General features: G+C 53.6%; 14 protein-coding genes. 10 read left to right on the forward strand and 4 right to left on the reverse strand.

What is annotated here, in order from left to right; all coding sequences use genetic code 11:
- Positions 1-119: 119 nt before the first annotated feature.
- On the reverse strand, positions 120-1,457 hold the full coding sequence (gene nhaA, locus ACA052_RS16180; protein WP_497641125.1) for a Na+/H+ antiporter NhaA: 1,338 nt from the start codon (positions 1,455-1,457) through the stop codon (positions 120-122).
- A 228-nt stretch (positions 1,458-1,685) separates the two neighbouring features.
- Here nhaA and ACA052_RS16185 point away from each other — a divergent pair, with 228 nt between their 5' ends.
- Complete coding sequence (locus ACA052_RS16185; protein ID WP_497641126.1) at positions 1,686-2,963, forward strand: DUF2254 domain-containing protein; 1,278 nt, start codon at positions 1,686-1,688, stop codon at positions 2,961-2,963.
- A 6-nt stretch (positions 2,964-2,969) separates the two neighbouring features.
- Here ACA052_RS16185 and ACA052_RS16190 read toward each other — a convergent pair whose 3' ends face one another.
- Entirely contained in the window at positions 2,970-4,292 is a 1,323-nt protein-coding gene (locus ACA052_RS16190) for a chloride channel protein (RefSeq protein ID WP_497641127.1), read from the reverse strand.
- Between the two features lie 225 nt (positions 4,293-4,517).
- On the opposite strand from ACA052_RS16190, the gene ACA052_RS16195 reads away from it, so the two are divergent.
- From ACA052_RS16195 to ACA052_RS16205, 3 genes are all read left to right on the forward strand, one after another.
- Complete coding sequence (locus ACA052_RS16195) at positions 4,518-5,468, forward strand: TAXI family TRAP transporter solute-binding subunit (RefSeq protein ID WP_497345930.1); 951 nt, start codon at positions 4,518-4,520, stop codon at positions 5,466-5,468.
- A gap of 74 nt (positions 5,469-5,542) precedes the next feature.
- The gene (locus ACA052_RS16200; protein ID WP_497641129.1) at positions 5,543-7,570 is read left to right on the forward strand and encodes a TRAP transporter permease; all 2,028 of its coding nucleotides are present in this window, start codon (positions 5,543-5,545) and stop codon (positions 7,568-7,570) included.
- The gene (locus tag ACA052_RS16205; protein ID WP_214380599.1) at positions 7,567-7,953 is read left to right on the forward strand and encodes a DUF1850 domain-containing protein; all 387 of its coding nucleotides are present in this window, start codon (positions 7,567-7,569) and stop codon (positions 7,951-7,953) included. The genes ACA052_RS16200 and ACA052_RS16205 overlap by 4 nt, the downstream gene beginning before the upstream one ends.
- 589 nt (positions 7,954-8,542) lie before the next feature.
- Here the strand turns inward: ACA052_RS16205 and ACA052_RS16210 are convergent.
- On the reverse strand, positions 8,543-8,746 hold the full coding sequence (locus ACA052_RS16210; protein ID WP_214380598.1) for a hypothetical protein: 204 nt from the start codon (positions 8,744-8,746) through the stop codon (positions 8,543-8,545).
- A 382-nt stretch (positions 8,747-9,128) separates the two neighbouring features.
- On the opposite strand from ACA052_RS16210, the gene ACA052_RS16215 reads away from it, so the two are divergent.
- From ACA052_RS16215 to ACA052_RS16240, 6 genes are all read left to right on the forward strand, one after another.
- Positions 9,129-9,809, forward strand: a complete 681-nt coding sequence (locus ACA052_RS16215) for a response regulator transcription factor (protein ID WP_214380597.1) — start codon at positions 9,129-9,131, stop codon at positions 9,807-9,809.
- Positions 9,787-11,172, forward strand: coding sequence for a sensor histidine kinase (locus ACA052_RS16220; protein WP_497645778.1), 1,386 nt, complete (start codon positions 9,787-9,789; stop codon positions 11,170-11,172). Before ACA052_RS16215 ends, ACA052_RS16220 begins: the two co-directional genes overlap by 23 nt.
- 165 nt (positions 11,173-11,337) lie before the next feature.
- On the forward strand, positions 11,338-12,498 hold the full coding sequence (locus tag ACA052_RS16225; RefSeq protein WP_497650338.1) for a D-alanyl-D-alanine carboxypeptidase family protein: 1,161 nt from the start codon (positions 11,338-11,340) through the stop codon (positions 12,496-12,498).
- Positions 12,499-12,564: 66 nt separating this feature from the next.
- The gene (locus tag ACA052_RS16230) at positions 12,565-12,861 is read left to right on the forward strand and encodes a DUF6388 family protein (RefSeq protein ID WP_497345921.1); all 297 of its coding nucleotides are present in this window, start codon (positions 12,565-12,567) and stop codon (positions 12,859-12,861) included.
- Positions 12,862-12,887: 26 nt separating this feature from the next.
- On the forward strand, positions 12,888-13,418 hold the full coding sequence (gene ppa, locus ACA052_RS16235) for an inorganic diphosphatase (RefSeq protein ID WP_497645779.1): 531 nt from the start codon (positions 12,888-12,890) through the stop codon (positions 13,416-13,418).
- An 88-nt stretch (positions 13,419-13,506) separates the two neighbouring features.
- Positions 13,507-13,845, forward strand: a complete 339-nt coding sequence (locus ACA052_RS16240) for a DUF6966 domain-containing protein (protein ID WP_497645780.1) — start codon at positions 13,507-13,509, stop codon at positions 13,843-13,845.
- Between the two features lie 538 nt (positions 13,846-14,383).
- Here the strand turns inward: ACA052_RS16240 and ACA052_RS16245 are convergent.
- Positions 14,384-14,959 (reverse strand): hypothetical protein, encoded by a 576-nt coding sequence (locus tag ACA052_RS16245; protein WP_497645781.1) that lies wholly within the window; start codon positions 14,957-14,959, stop codon positions 14,384-14,386.
- Positions 14,960-15,478 lie beyond the last annotated feature (519 nt).

Below are 15,478 nucleotides of genomic sequence, written 5' to 3' on the forward strand. Positions count from 1 at the left end.
GAGGGCTTTGCGCCACTTGTATGAATTTGGGCATGCTTGTAATCGCCACCGAGCAATGGCAAGTCAGCCGTTGCCGGGTGGCGATTGCATCGTTGCAAACTGGCACATAGTAAATGTGCTTAGTACTTCAGCTTCCCCCAAATCAATCCGATGAGTGCGGCTAAGCCAGACGCCGCGAGCACGCTAAGTTTCGCCGTTGAGAGTAACGCCGGATCAGGGAACGCTAACGACGCTATGAAAATGGACATGGTGAATCCGATACCCGCCAGCAGTCCCACCAGGCCGACACCCGCCCAGGTCACGCCCTCAGGTAGCTCACAAATTTTGAGTTTAACGAGGGTTACGCTGGCCAAAACGATTCCGAGAGGCTTGCCCAGTACCAGTGCCAATACAACCCCAATGAATACATTCAGTGAGACAGCATCTTCCAGGCTGTTGCCCTCTAGACTCACCCCAGCGTTTGCCAGTGCGAAAAGAGGCATAACCCCAAAAGCTACCCATGAATGCAGTCCTGCCTGGACTCGCTGCACTGGGGGCAGTATTTCCCGCTGGGCGTGCCGGAGTTGTTCCAGCGGTTTCGCCACTGCCTGCGGACTACTCCCGGACTGGGCAAGTCGATCCATTAGTTCATGGAACGTACGACCGATGGTATCTAGCGGGCGTTCCGTTGTGGGTTTAGATTTGGTCGGTGTCATCAGTCCGAGAACGACCCCAGCGAGCGTTGGGTGCACACCGGTTTTCAGGAGACCAAACCACACAATGGCGCCAGGCAATACGTACGCGTAGGCCTTGCTAATGCCCATTCGCTGAAAAGCCAGCACCAGAGCCAGTCCGCTCAACGCCACCACCAAGCCGAAATAGTCCAAGGTTGAGGTATAGAACACGGCGATGATGAGGATGGCGACAATGTCGTCGATGATGGCCAGTGCCAATAACAGAACACGAATACCGCCTGGAATCGACTTCCCCAAAAGCGCGAGAACACCTACTGCGAATGCAATATCGGTGGCCGTCGGCACGGCCCACCCAGCACTGCCCTCGGTTCCATGATTGAACAGCGTGTAAATGATCGCCGGCACCAAGACGCCGCCCAATGCGGCTCCTAGAGGCAGGGTCGCCAACTTGAAGTTCGCAAGCGCACCGTCATGAATCTCCTGGCGTATCTCCGCCCCAACAACAAGGAAGAAAACTGCCATCAAGCCGTCATTGACTAAAAAGTGTAGTGAGCAAGCGACTTTGAAGTCACCTAGCCCTAAAGTGAGTTGGGTGTTCCAGAAATGCTCGTAGGAGTCGGCAATCGGGCTGTTCGCCCAGATCAGCGCTACCAATGCCGCGAGTAATAGAACGACACCGCTGACGGCTTCGATATGGGTAAACCGCTCAATCGCTGTCAGCGCGCGTGCGGTCAACTCTTGGGGAAGTGGAATAGAGGGGGACGCCAAGTTTTTATCAGGCACATTAACTCTCCGCTGGCGGCCCGACCAACGTTTGAGCATTAACCTGCGATGTGCCGTATGCAGCAACGCACCCGGCTCGATGATAGGTAGCTTAACAGCGGGAAGCAAATGACTCCGCCAATGAACCTTCCGCCGGCAATGTCACTCCATCAAAGGTGATCGAGTTGTTGCATTGGCAGACCGAACTTGAATCGTGGACCAGTGACGTCGCTATAAAAGGTATTGAAGATGATCGCTCGTTGGCGCTGGCTGCTACATCAGATGACGAAACGGCTCTGGTTCAGAGCCAGTTTATTTTCTGTACTGGGTGTGGCGACCGCATTGCTCGCCGTTGTCTTCAATGACTACATTCCCGCCTCACTGCCAGCGCGTATCGGCGCTGACGCTGTTGACAAGATTTTGGGCATCATCGCCTCCAGCATGCTCGCCGTGACCACCTTTTCGCTCAGCACAATGGTGACGGCCTACGGCGCCGCTAGCAGTGGCGTAACACCCCGCGCCACCACACTGGTGATGGAAGACCGCACTACCCAAAATGCCCTCGCCACCTTTATCGGTTCATTTCTGTTTAGCTTGGTGGGAATCATTGCATTAAGTACTGGAGCCTATGGCGCGCAAGGAAGGGTTCTGCTTTTTGCAGTGACCATCGGCGTGGTGATTCTGATCGTGTACACACTTCTGCGTTGGATCGATCACCTATCGAGATTGGGGCGGGTGGGTGAAACCATTGATCGCGTCGAAGCGGCCACCATCCATGCGATACAAAATCGGGTCGAATGGCCTTATCTGGGGGGCGTCGCCTACCCTGCCGATGGGAGTGTTCCGTGCTCAGCGAAAGCCGTTACGAGTCTTCAGACCGGGTATGTCCAACACGTCGATGTGCATGCGTTGGGTGCGATTGCTGAAGAGCATGAGACGCAGATTTATCTCGATATTCTTCCCGGCAGCTTTGTGCATGAAGGCATGCGTCTGGCCCAGGTCGTGATTTTAAGCAATGAACACATCGGAGATCCGGGGGCCTGCGCTGAAAAAATCCTGGGTGCCTTGACCATTGGCGTACGCCGAACCTTTGAACACGATCCACGGTTCGGGCTTTCGGTGCTGTCGGAGATCGCCTCACGAGCCTTGTCGCCTGCGGTCAATGATCCTGGAACTGCAATTGACGTACTGGGACGCGGGGTCAGGAGCCTTACCTGCTGGGGTAAACCAACAGAACAGATGGCGGAAATAGGTTCAGGGTGCGAGCGAGTCTTCCTGCACGGACTGGATGTCGGTGACCTGTTCGACGATTTTTTCGCTCCCATCGCCAGAGATGGTGCGAGCTTGATTGAAGTGGACGTCCGATTGATGAAGGCCCTGATCAGTCTGGCGCAGATAAATCCGGATATTTTCAAAAGTGCCTGTACCAGACATATGAGTCTACTGCTCCAACGAGCGGAACATGCGCTCACATTGTCGGAAGACCAGGCGAAGCTCAGTGCACTGGCCCGAACACTGGTCCACTAGAACACCCTAAGGATTTGTCTTTCGGGTTGTGACGTCATTATCCGGCGATTGCAGAAAGCCACGAGCCAGCTGCTGATACAACTCGGGCCCCATCCGTGCGCTGACCGCTTTAGCAATCAATGCGACTGCCATGAGGCTGATCACCATCCCATGGCTGTCGATCATCTCCATCACGATAATTGCGGAAGTGATCGGGGACTGTGTTACTGCGGCCAGAAAACCGACCATGCACAGCGCAATGATAGGCTGCGTCGCCAAACCAAAGAAGTCCGCGACGTTGGCTCCTACAGCGGCGCCGACTGCCAGGGACGGGGCAAAAATGCCGCCCGGGATACCGGAGAAGTAAGTCACTACCGTCGCAAGAAAACGCGTGATCGGTGCGTGCCATGGCAGGCCGACATCGGACACGATGATCTGCGACGTGATCCCGTAGCCGCTGCCAAATGACATACCGCCACTCAACCAGCCCAGTATTGCCACGATCATTCCACACGCGCCGGCGAACCATACAGGATGCGTGCGCCGCCATTCCCAGAGGACGAATCGATGATGGCGCTGGGGCCACAGCAACATCCGACTAAACAGGCCGCCCAGCAGCCCGCAGCCAACTCCGATCACCAGCACCGGGGCAATGATATCCAGGCCGATTTCGTGTATGTCGAAGTGACCGAAATAGTTGTAGTTGCCCTGCAAGGCGATGGCGACCATCCCCGACAGGATGATCGTGCTGAGCAAGACTCCGCTGGTGCGGGTCTCAAGCTTGCGCCCCAGCTCTTCGACGGCAAAGGCCACACCGGCCAGTGGTGTATTGAAGGCTGCCGCGATGCCTGCCGCCCCTCCGGCCAGAATAAGGTCCTCGCTGCGGATGATTCGCGCATTGGGCAGATAGCGGTGAAAGAAATGCATGATCGAAGCAGCGACTTGCACCGACGGCCCCTCGCGTCCTGCGGAAAAACCACCGGTCAGCGCCAGTGTGCCAAGTCCTATCTTGGCAAAGGCAATGCGCAGCGACACCAGTTTGTCGACGGGTTTGCCCTGATGCGCCAGGCGCGTGGCGGCAATCACCTGGGGAATGCCGCTGCCTTGGGAGCCGACAAAAAAACGGGTGGTCAACCACACTACCAACATGCCGACCAAGGGTGTGTAAATAAACGGCAACCAGGGCCGTTCGGCAGTCTGTTGCGCAAATTGCGTCAGTGCCAGATCAGCCAACCGAGCAAACATCACGACAAGTAGGCCCGCCAGGGTCGCAGCCGCCCAGAGCGTCACGCGTGTGCGCCAGCGTATGGAGGCGAAGCGGCGGCGTAGTAGCACTATCGGTTTGATCACCCGAGCAAATTCCCATTGAGTTTCAGGACTGTGGTGCTGGCAAGACTAACCGGATATGCGCTGTCGTCCAACGGCTCTAGCTCCAATGCGGACAACCATCCCGTCACTGCAAGCCTTTACCAGCACTTCCACCGCCGAGATTGGCTCAATCCACCACTGTCCGCGCCTGAATCAACTACAGTGGAATCACTCTGCATACAGACAAAAACAAGACGGAGATTTCCCATGCGAGTAATAAGCCGCTTTGCCCTGTTAGCCGCCGCTACGTTGGCTGTCACCACCGCAGTTCAGGCTGCTCCAGTATTCATCAACATTCTAACGGGGGGAACCAGTGGGGTTTACTACCCAATTGGTGTTGGCCTGTCGCAGATCTATAACGACGGCATCCCAGGCGTGAAGACTTCGGTTCAGGCCACAAAAGCTTCGGTGGAAAATTTGAACCTGTTGCAAGCCGGTCGTGGAGAGTTGGCACTCGCACTGGGGGACTCCGTAGCCGATGCGAAGAACGGCGTGGAAGACGCCGGTTTCAGTGCGCCGTTAACCAAATTGCGCGCCATCGCGGGTGCTTACCCTAACTACATTCAAATAGTGGCCAGCAAAGAGTCAGGAATCAAAACTCTGGCGGACCTTAAAGGCAAGACCATCTCCGTAGGAGCGCCAAAGTCAGGCACTGAACTGAACGCGCGAGCGATCTTCAAAGCCGCAGGCCTGACCTATGAAGACATGGGTAAAGTGCAATACCTACCCTTTGCCGAATCGGTCGAATTGATCAAGAACCGGCAGTTGGATGCCACCCTGCAATCTTCCGGGTTGGGCATGGCGGCTATTCGCGATTTGTCCTCTGTCATGCCGTTGAACTACGTTGCAATCCCGACTGAGGTGGTCGCAAAAATCGGCAACCCCGCCTATCAGGGCGCGATGATTCCGGCCAATACTTATGATGGGCAACCTGAAGCGGTACCTACGGTTGCGATTACCAATATTCTGGTAACGCGTGCCGATGTATCCGATGAAGTGGCTTATGAAATGACTAAGCTGTTGTTCGAAAACCTGACTCGCTTGGGCAACTCTCATTCAGCGGCCAAGGACATCAAGCTGGAAAATGCAGCTAAAAACCTGCCGATAGCACTGCACTCGGGCGCGGAACGCTACTACAAGGAAAAGGGCGCGTTGTAATGACACAAGGCGTGGCGGCAGGACCGCTACGCCTTCTTTCGCTCTTTTCAATGTGGTCATGAGGCAGGCAGCTAATGAGTGAAGATCATCAGGGCATCTCTGCAAATCCGCGAGACTGGCCAAAAACCCTGTTTTACGTGGCGTTGCTGTTCTCGATCTTTCAGATTGTCACCGCAGCGTTTGCACCCATCTCAAGTCAGGTTTTACGCGCCGTACACGTCGGTTTTTTGCTTTGGGTAGTTTTTCTGAGCTACCCCGCTTACGGCAAGGATCGTCCCTGGCAACCGCTGGCTTGGGTACTCAGTCTGGCTGGGATTGCCACGGCTTTGTATCAGTGGGTGTTCGAGGCTGACCTGATTCAGCGCTCCGGCGATCTGACGACAGCAGACACCGTGATTGGTCTTGTGCTGATCGCACTGGTGTTCGAAGCCGCCCGACGGGTAATGGGAATTGCGCTTCCAATCATCTGCGGCCTGTTCTTGGCTTATGGCTTGTTAGGCGAATATCTGCCCGGCGACTTGGCACACCGGGGATATGGATTTGACCAGATCATCAACCAACTCTCATTTGGTACAGAAGGGTTGTACGGAACACCAACCTACGTGTCGGCCACCTACATTTTCCTGTTCATCCTGTTCGGTGCCTTTCTGGAACAGGCTGGCATGATCAAGTTGTTCACAGATTTCGCCATGGGGTTGTTCGGTCACAAGCTGGGCGGTCCGGCCAAAGTCGCAGTCGCCTCGTCGGCACTGATGGGGACCATAACCGGTTCCGGGATTGCCAACGTCGTGACGACAGGGCAATTCACTATCCCGTTGATGAAGCGTTTTGGGTACCGGGCGGCGTTTGCCGGCGGGGTCGAAGCGACCTCCAGCATGGGCAGCCAGTTGATGCCGCCCGTGATGGGGGCCGTCGCCTTTATCATGGCTGAAACTATCAACGTGCCGTTCGTGGAGATTGCCAAGGCAGCGTTGATTCCCGCGATTCTTTACTTCGGCTCCGTGTTCTGGATGGTACATCTGGAAGCCAAGCGCTCGAACCTCAAAGGCCTGCCCAAGGACCAATGCCCCAGTGCACTGGGCGCGGTAAAGAAGAGCTGGTACCTGCTGACTCCTCTCTTGGTTCTGGTTTATCTGCTGTTTTCCGGTCGCACGCCCCTGTTCTCCGGCATGGTGGGGCTGGCACTGACGGCCATCGTCATTCTCGGCTCGGCGATCATTCTCAGAGTACGTAATTTTGGCCTGCGCTGTGCGTTCTGGATCGCCCTCGGAGTTCTGTGCACAGGATTCTTCCAGCTGGGAATCGGAGTGATTTTTTTAGTCATCGCGGTGCTGGTATTGGTGTGCGGATTCATAAAAGGTGGCCGGGAAACGCTGACGATTTGCTTGCATGCGCTGGTCGAAGGTGCGCGACATGCGGTACCGGTGGGGATTGCTTGTGCGCTGGTTGGCATCATCATCGGCGTAGTGTCACTGACAGGCGTCGCCTCAACCTTTGCGGGTTACATTTTGGCCATTGGCCGGGACAACCTGCTGCTTTCACTGGTGCTGACGATGATCACCTGCCTGGTATTGGGCATGGGTATTCCGACCATTCCCAACTACATCATCACCAGTTCAATCGCAGCACCTGCACTGTTGGAACTGGGTGTGCCCCTGATCGTGTCACACATGTTCGTGTTCTATTTCGGCATCCTAGCCGACCTAACGCCACCGGTGGCCCTCGCCTGTTTTGCCGCAGCACCGATTGCGAAGGAGACCGGATTCAAGATCAGTTTATGGGCGGTCCGTATTGCGCTCGCTGGGTTCATCATTCCGTTCATGGCCGTCTACAACCCGGCGCTAATGTTGCAAGGTGGCAATTTATGGATGACTGCCTACATGTTGATCAAGACAACGTTGGCGGTCGGTCTCTGGGGAATGGCATCAACGGGATACCTGCAACAAAAAATGGCGCTATGGGAACGCTTGTTGAGTGTTGGCGCGGGAGCATTGTTAATCGTGGCGTTGCCGCTGACCGATGAAATTGGCTTTGCACTTGGGCTGCTGGTGATCCTTCAACACGTGTGGCGGTCGAAGCAGGTCGGGACGGCTAACGCATGATTGGATTGTGTCTGGGTCTCGCTGGCGTCGTCTGGGCGCAGTTGCCCATTTCGCAGTTCACGCTGGCGTGGGACCACACTATCGAGAAGATCCGTTGGGAGGAGGACTACCGCGTCACCAAGCAAGGCCTTGTGTTGAAGGAAGCCAGAATCCGGGGCAATGGTGCGGGAATGGAAGTTCCTGAGGACGCCCGACTGGAAAATGGCAGTTGGCACTACCAACGTCAGCTGCCACCGCTGCAACCTCTGCGCTTGGGGCGTACTCCGGAGGCTGGAGACTACCAATTGTGCATTAATGGGGCGTGCAACTTCATGAGCCGGTGGGTTGGAATACCGACCAACAGCCAGCCTTTCATACAGATGTGGAGTTGCGAGACGGGCTAATGCCTGGATATCCGAATTCGAATTTGGAAAGACAGGTAAACGACTTGGCAGACTGAAAAAACGCCTATCGACATTTATGAGCGCATTTTGCCAGCGACCAAAGGTTAGGATGGATAACGAGAAAGGTCATCGCGCCCCATCAGATTTAAACTTTGGCATACGGTCTCTGCTTCTTCGCACACTAGGTACTTTTCACTGAAGAAGATACCCGTAACCGTGTTGACGATCCGGTAATAAAAATACGTGTTGGAATTGTTCACCGCGTCTCGATAAACAGGCCCATCGTCCGTAGGCAATGGACGTTTTTGCACGACAAATATTTCGTCCATTCCCCTCCCCAGTTTTTGCTCACCGATAGACAAAGCCACCCTCTCCAATTCGCGCAAACGATTCGAGCGTCTGTGGCGTAGCAAGATACCTCAAGCGGGAGAAATAGGTCGACTAGGTGCGGGGCCCCGTTGCGACTCCTTTAGTGAATCAGGTGAATGGGACGTATATCGCACGAAGCGCAGACTCAGCGCGCCCACTCACCCCTGGAACTGCACACCTGTGGTAGACGCCATGATCTGGAAATCTATTGAAATGAAGGTCAGTCGACAGCCTGGAAGTCTCCGTAACCTCTAGGAAGCTCCATCCAAGTGTCAAGAGCTGCGAGCTGCCTGGCGACAGCAGCATCCCACTCGGAACCTACGGCCATGTTTTTACTCATCATGGCGTGGATGACAGCTGTCGCCTGTTGGTACTCATGATGTATTTCCAACGCTTTTGCTAAAAACTCTTTTTGCCGAGTCATAGGGGGCTCCAAAGGCTGAAACCGAGCATTGATCTGCATCCTTATACAATTGACATCAGCATGAATTCGTTGGTTGCAAGAGGCTGGTTGATAGCCCCAGATCTACATCAGGTACACCTGAATGCTTCATGCAGTGACCCAACTTGCGTAGGTACACATCAAACCAAAGGCTAACAAAAAGAACGCCAAATAAGGGGTCATGTTTTCCCTCCTCTCGGTGCGGAGCGCATCAGTTTTCGAATATATCGGTGCTTTGGCATGCATCAAGGTTAAGGTGGGTTAAGAAAATTTAATCTTCGGCCGCTGCGCTGGTCACTAAGGTGGACCTGCCAAGGCGGCATTGAGTCGCAAGCGTTAAGAGCAGGCTGAAGCGGAGGAAGGTATGAATTGCGCATTGGTCATAGAGGACGACAAGGTGACGGCGGAAGTCATCATCACTGAACTCCAACGCCATGGTTTCAGTGCGAAATGGGCCGCAACTGGACGCGACGGATTAGCACTGGCGATTGCGGGAGGTTATGACGCCATTACCCTGGATCGAATGCTTCCCGATTTTGATGGCCTAACCATTGTCAGTACGTTGCGTAGTCTTGGGATTCAAACACCTGTCCTGATGATCAGTGCACTTTCAGACGTCGATGAGCGCGTTCAGGGTCTGCGTGCGGGCGGCGATGATTATCTGACCAAACCCTTTTCTGCTATCGAGATGGTTGCGCGTCTTGACGCATTGCTTAGGCGCACCAGTGTAGACGCAGGCCATCCGCAACTTTGTTGCGGAAACCTGCGACTGGATCTGGTCGAACACAAACTGACTCGAAATGATGAACACATTCTGCTGCTACCGACCGAGTTCAAGCTGCTCAATTACCTGATGCGCAGTGCCGGCCAGTTGGTCACTCGGACCATGCTGTTTGAAGAGGTCTGGGGTTATCACTTCGATCCTGGGACGAACATCATTGATGTTCACATTGGTCGGCTTCGCAAAAAGCTTGAAGGCGACGAAGGCACACCCGTCATTCATACAATACGCGGTGCCGGCTATGTCCTTGCTACCAAAAACTGAGGAGTGGCGCTCATCCGGTAGTCGATTGATCGGGTTCTACGCCATATTTTTTGTGGTTTGGGGGGCACTCTTCACCGGGGTGTTGTACTGGGAAATCTCCCACTACCTGGGCACCGTTGCAGAGCGGACATTATTGCAGCGTGCCCACTACTATCAAAAAATCGATGACAAAAAACTGGTGAAAGAACTGGCTGCCAGTGAAGCCTACTCAACGCCCGGGATCGATGCTTACGGATTGTTCACTTCCGACGGACAACACGTTGCAGGAGACCTGCTCAAACTGCGCTCCAGTTTGCCTGATGATGGCAAGGTTCATTATCTTGAGCGCGGACTGAGCATTGCGTTACCTGACAAAGAAACCAGAAGCAGTTATGCCCTGCTAGCACGTCGCCCCGACGGGCATATTCTTATTCTCGCGCGTGACGGCGGCTCGATTTTAGCCGTTGGCGGGATTATCGAGCAGGCATTGATGTGGGGACTTTCGTTAACACTCATCCCCGGATTGATTGGTTGGCACTTGTTGCGGCGTCTGCCCTTACGCCGTGTCAAACGCCTACAGCTTTGTACCGAGAGCATCGTTTCAGGCAACTTGTCGGAGCGTTTACCCTTATCCGCCCGTCGCGATGAATTGGATATGCTGGCAAATGCCGTGAATACGATGCTCGATCATATCGAGCAACTGATGCATGAGGTCAAAAGTGTTTGTGATGGTGTCGCTCACGATTTGCGTACGCCACTAACTCGGCTGCGTGCAAGGCTTTATCAGCTCCAGCAACTGCCTATGGACAACGATCACGAGCAAACTTTGAACCAAGCCCTTGAGGAAAGCGAATCGATCATGGTGCGTTTTCAAGGATTGCTTCGGGTTGCTGAACTCGACGACATTCGTCGCCGCTCGGCATTTGCACCTTTCAAAATTATGGCGCTGTTAAAGCAAGCGCATGAATTTTATGAGCCTTTGGCACTCGACCGCTCTCAGACGCTCTCTCTGGAAATTGCCAATAACCTGCCTCAACTGTATGGCGACTCTTCGTTGATGTTTGAAGCCTTGGTCAACCTGCTCGATAACGCCATCAAATTCACCCCAGAGGGAGGGCACATCAAACTGCGGGGAAGTATCAAGGATTCAACGGTCATCATTGAAGTTGCTGACGATGGCACTGGCATACCCGAGACAGACCGTACACACGTCATCCGCAGGCTCTATCGAGGGGACGCTAGCAGAATGCAACCCGGCCATGGCCTCGGATTATCCCTGGTCGCGGCCATCGTGAAATTGCACGGCTACACGTTGGATATTCAGCCTGCCGCTATGCATAGCGGCACCCGTGTCTTGATTATCTGCCCGACGGTTTCCGGTTGATTTGCGGATTTATCGATACCGGCACATTAAATTTAAATTAATCCAGCTTAATTTTGAGGCTCGCCACCCTGAGGGCTAGCTTTACACCACTTTATGTTGATCTAGGGCCTCTTCCTTGTGAGATACCTGTTGTCCCCGCTTGTGTTAACCCTGTTCTGTCTAACGATGCCTGTAGTCTTCGCTAACCATGCCCTTGCTGAAAATAACGCGCCAAGAGCGATGATCCCAGCCGCGCCAAAGCTCGGGGCTAGAGCCTGGATTCTGATCGACTCGGCTACGGGAAGCGTCATTACCAGTCACAACAGCGATAAGCGACTTCCCCCTGCAAGCCTGACAAAAATGATGACGGCGTTTGTCGCCACACGTGAGATCAAGGCCGGGCACATGAAAGATGATGACAGCGTCTCAATTAGCGAAAATGCCTGGCGCACGGGTGGCTCACGTATGTTTCTCGACCCAGGCAGTTCGGTTTCTGTTCGCAACTTGCTGAGCGGTGTGATCATTGACTCTGGTAATGACGCAAGCGTTGCACTCGCCGAACATGTGGCTGGAAGTGAGGGCGCCTTCGTCGGGATGATGAATTCGACTGCATCTGTATTAGGCATGAGTAACACGCACTTTGTGAATTCCACCGGGCTGCCTGACCCAGAGCATTATTCATCTGCCCGCGATATGGCTTTGTTGGCGCGGGCAATCATCAGCCAAGGGGCTAACTCTTACGCGCTTTACTCCAAAAAACACTTTTCTTGGAACGGCATTCGGCAAGCCAACCGCAATCTACTTTTATGGCGCGACTCAAGCTTTGACGGATTGAAGACTGGCCATACTGAGGCCGCTGGTTATTGCATGGCGGCTTCGTCGCACCGAGCTGGGCGACGCTTGATCAGTGTGATATTTGGCGCCAGCAGCGCGCTTAAACGCACGGCAGAGACGGAAAAGCTCATGGGCTATGGTTTTCGCTTCTACGACACCCAAACCTACAAAAAAGCAGGGGAAATACTCACGTGGTCTGCACTCTGGAAGGGTAAAGAACGATTGATCGCCTTGGGATTGTTGGACGATATGACCCTCACATTACCCAAGAATGAAAATCGTGAAGTAGAGACACGTCTGGAGATTGACGGACCACTTGAAGCGCCTATCTCTGCTGGCACCGTCGTTGGAAGACTGGATCTGTACGATGCTGAGCAAAAACTGGGCAGCCTACCACTGGTAGCACTTGAAGACGGTGAACCGGGTGTTTGGTGGAAACGTTGGTGGGACACAATGCATCTGTTTTTTTACCAAACGATCCGCGGTTGGTTCGATGAGCCGCAGATTGCATGACCGTGGCAAAGGCGACCTCACACTGGAAAGAAAATGCCCGGACAACTCACAGGGCCGGAGTAGCTGATGAACTCGGATGACTTGCGAAGAGAATTAGCGCTGTCGAAGTTCTTCAATGGCGACTCATCACTCAACGACGCCGTCCAAGGACTGAGTCCGGACGATAAAAAATTCTGCATCGAGTCGGCCTTTGAACAAGAGGCCATGCGGCTGGGGATCGAGGTATGGGAGCTAACGCTTACATTGATTTCAGAGTCGCCCGAAGAACTGAAAAATTTGACCCTGGAGTTTCATCGAGAGGTGGCAGAAATGGTAGAAATGGAGTGGGAGGAGTATTGCAAACTGAATGGGATTAATGGGTAGTCTTCTTAAGTCATTGGAGTACGAATATGAGTTATGAAGATTTTTCAGCAGGTAACGAAATTCCCGATGATTTTTTTACGGTCATTGATATCCCTGCAAACCATTCTCCAGTTAATTACGAGTTGGATAAACTAAGTGGGCAGATTTTCGTCGAACGCTTCCTCAGTACAGCAACGCTCTATCCGGCGTACTACGGATTTATTCCAAATACGCTATGTGATGATGGCGATCCTCTGGACGTACTGGTGATTTGCCCTTACCCAGTATCGCTTGGCGTTGTTGTTCGCAGTCGACCAGTTGGTGTTATGTACACAACGGACGAAACCGGCCCGGGAGCCAATATAATAGCGGTACCGCACGAGAAGCTTAGCGCGTTGTACAGCAACGTGAAGGAATGGGAAGACCTTCCCGTACTACTGCTCGCCCAGATCCAGCATTATTTCGAAAACTCCAGAGTGTTGGAGCCGGGCAAGTGGGTGAAGATGGGCCGCTGGGGGAGCGCAGATGAGGCGAGGGAGGAGATTCGCAAGTCGGTAGCCACCTATGTCAAAAGCTAGATTTTGGAACTCCTGAGTCAAAGTGACATACCCATACTTATGACGTGGAACATAAGCGGGCTTACGTAGTTCATTTTATCTAAGGCTTATGCGCCGCAAGCGTCTGCTTTTGGGACCGAAAACTGGAGAGCTGATCTGCATTCTTGATCAGCTTGCAATCGTGCTTGAAAGCGATGGAGACACCCACTGGAGCTTTTGGATGCGTAAGGCAAGGGCACTATTGCTGGATTCTGATTACTCTGGGATTGAGTATCTACTGTCAGCCTATGGCGGAATGGGCTCATTAAATGATCTCATTCTTGGTCAAAGCTATGTCGATGGCGTCCTTTCTTGGAATCCAGGTCATGTCGAGCTAAACGAAAAATTCATTGAATTGCGCAACAACGCCGAACAGCTCGCCAACGCAATAAAACGGTCTCAAACTTGATCAGGCACCTAAACAACGCCCCCGCAGCCACGTTTGTGCATTCCTTCGCGTCAAACCTTAGACGGCAATAGATGAACCCAACTCTCGACACGGCAGCTAATAGACATCTGACACTCAGTTCCAACGAGTTGTCAGACGCTTGTTGGCTATCGCTAGCTGAAAACCTGATCAAACTTCGAGGGTTCAAACGATTGGGTTCACCTGTCATAGGCGTTGATGAAAAAATTCACCAGAATTTCCAATGTGCTGAGTTCAGCCTCGCAGCCGGCTGGGACAATTGGTCTGGGCATTATTTGCTATCAGACTCAGTGGCGGGCGATGTTTTTCTGCAAAAGCTATTCGACCAGCTCAGCTCCTGACAGGCGACTCAAGTCATTCGCTCCGCTTACTGGGAATGCGTGCCTGGGCGTTCGGGAACGTCTGCAATGGGTCGATTTCTGCCTGTTTCGACTGACCGGTTTGGGTTAGCCGCCATTTACGAACAGCTGCTTTCGACCCGATGCGGGCTTGCGCTGAGGCGGTTCGGTTGTGAGGGATCCTAGAGGCTGCGGACAGGCCGTAGTTGGCCTAAAGCTGCTGGGAAAACGGCCAATTGAAGTTCAGCCCGCCCTTTTGTGTGGGCCTCAAGGGAGGCGTCTGCCTTTATGGCGTCGGTGAATCGCTCCATAGCTGCCACCCACTGCTCCAACAGCTCGATGCACTGAACTATGACCACGTCGTCTGGTGTGAGACCTAATTTTGGTAGCTTCGCGTGGACCTCGGTCAGTATCTCTCCCTGTGGCCTACGAGGCCCGACGGAATAAAAGATTTGCTTCGCTTTTCCGTCGCGAAACAGTTTTGACTCTGAGGAACCAGTATGGAGAAATCCGCATCTCGCTGCGTAAAGGTCAATGGCGTCAAGAGCGATTGAGCCTGCTGGTAGCAGGTAGTCGTCGACCCAACGTATGTAGTCACTACGGGTGTGGTCGATATTTGCGCTGGTAAGCCAAGCCATTTTATCAATTGAACTGAACACCAGGGCCAGCGCGTGCGTGTCACAGCCGGTCTGAGTCAGGACTGTTACGGCACGCATGTCGGATTCGATGGTGTTCCAAACTGCGGAAGGGATGGGCATAAAAACTCCTTAGAAAATTGTTTTGCGTCTCCACGGTTCGCCGAAAGAGCTTGGAAAGCTCGGATGCGCTGCTATCCACTCTGATGGCGTTGCGAAGATACAGCCGTGCGGGCTGGCATCCATATCGGATTTCACCATAGCTAGACGCCTAGCGTCTCCTATCGGCCAGGAGCGGCTGACAGCCTGCCCCAACCGTCTTGCGAATATTCAAGCGCAGCTGTGGATCCGTCGGCATTCGCCGGAATGCCCCCGACCAGAATCAAGGGTAACTACTTGTTTTACGTCATCAAGAAGCCAGGACATGACGTTAGGATCGATAAAGAAGTGAATTTCATCATCCGCTTGATGAACTCGATGCTTGGTACAATCAGAACCGCGCACCTGACACTACATTCGGCAGGAAGGCACCATGGTAGCTTCCGCGGAGCGGCTCCCGAGGGCAAGTCGAGCCCTCGTAGTCGAACGGTGGATGATTACATGAGTCCGATTGACAGCCCCTTGCTGCTGTGAGCACAGGCC

The sequence above is a fragment of the Pseudomonas sp. LBUM1644 genome (genome assembly GCF_059716195.1).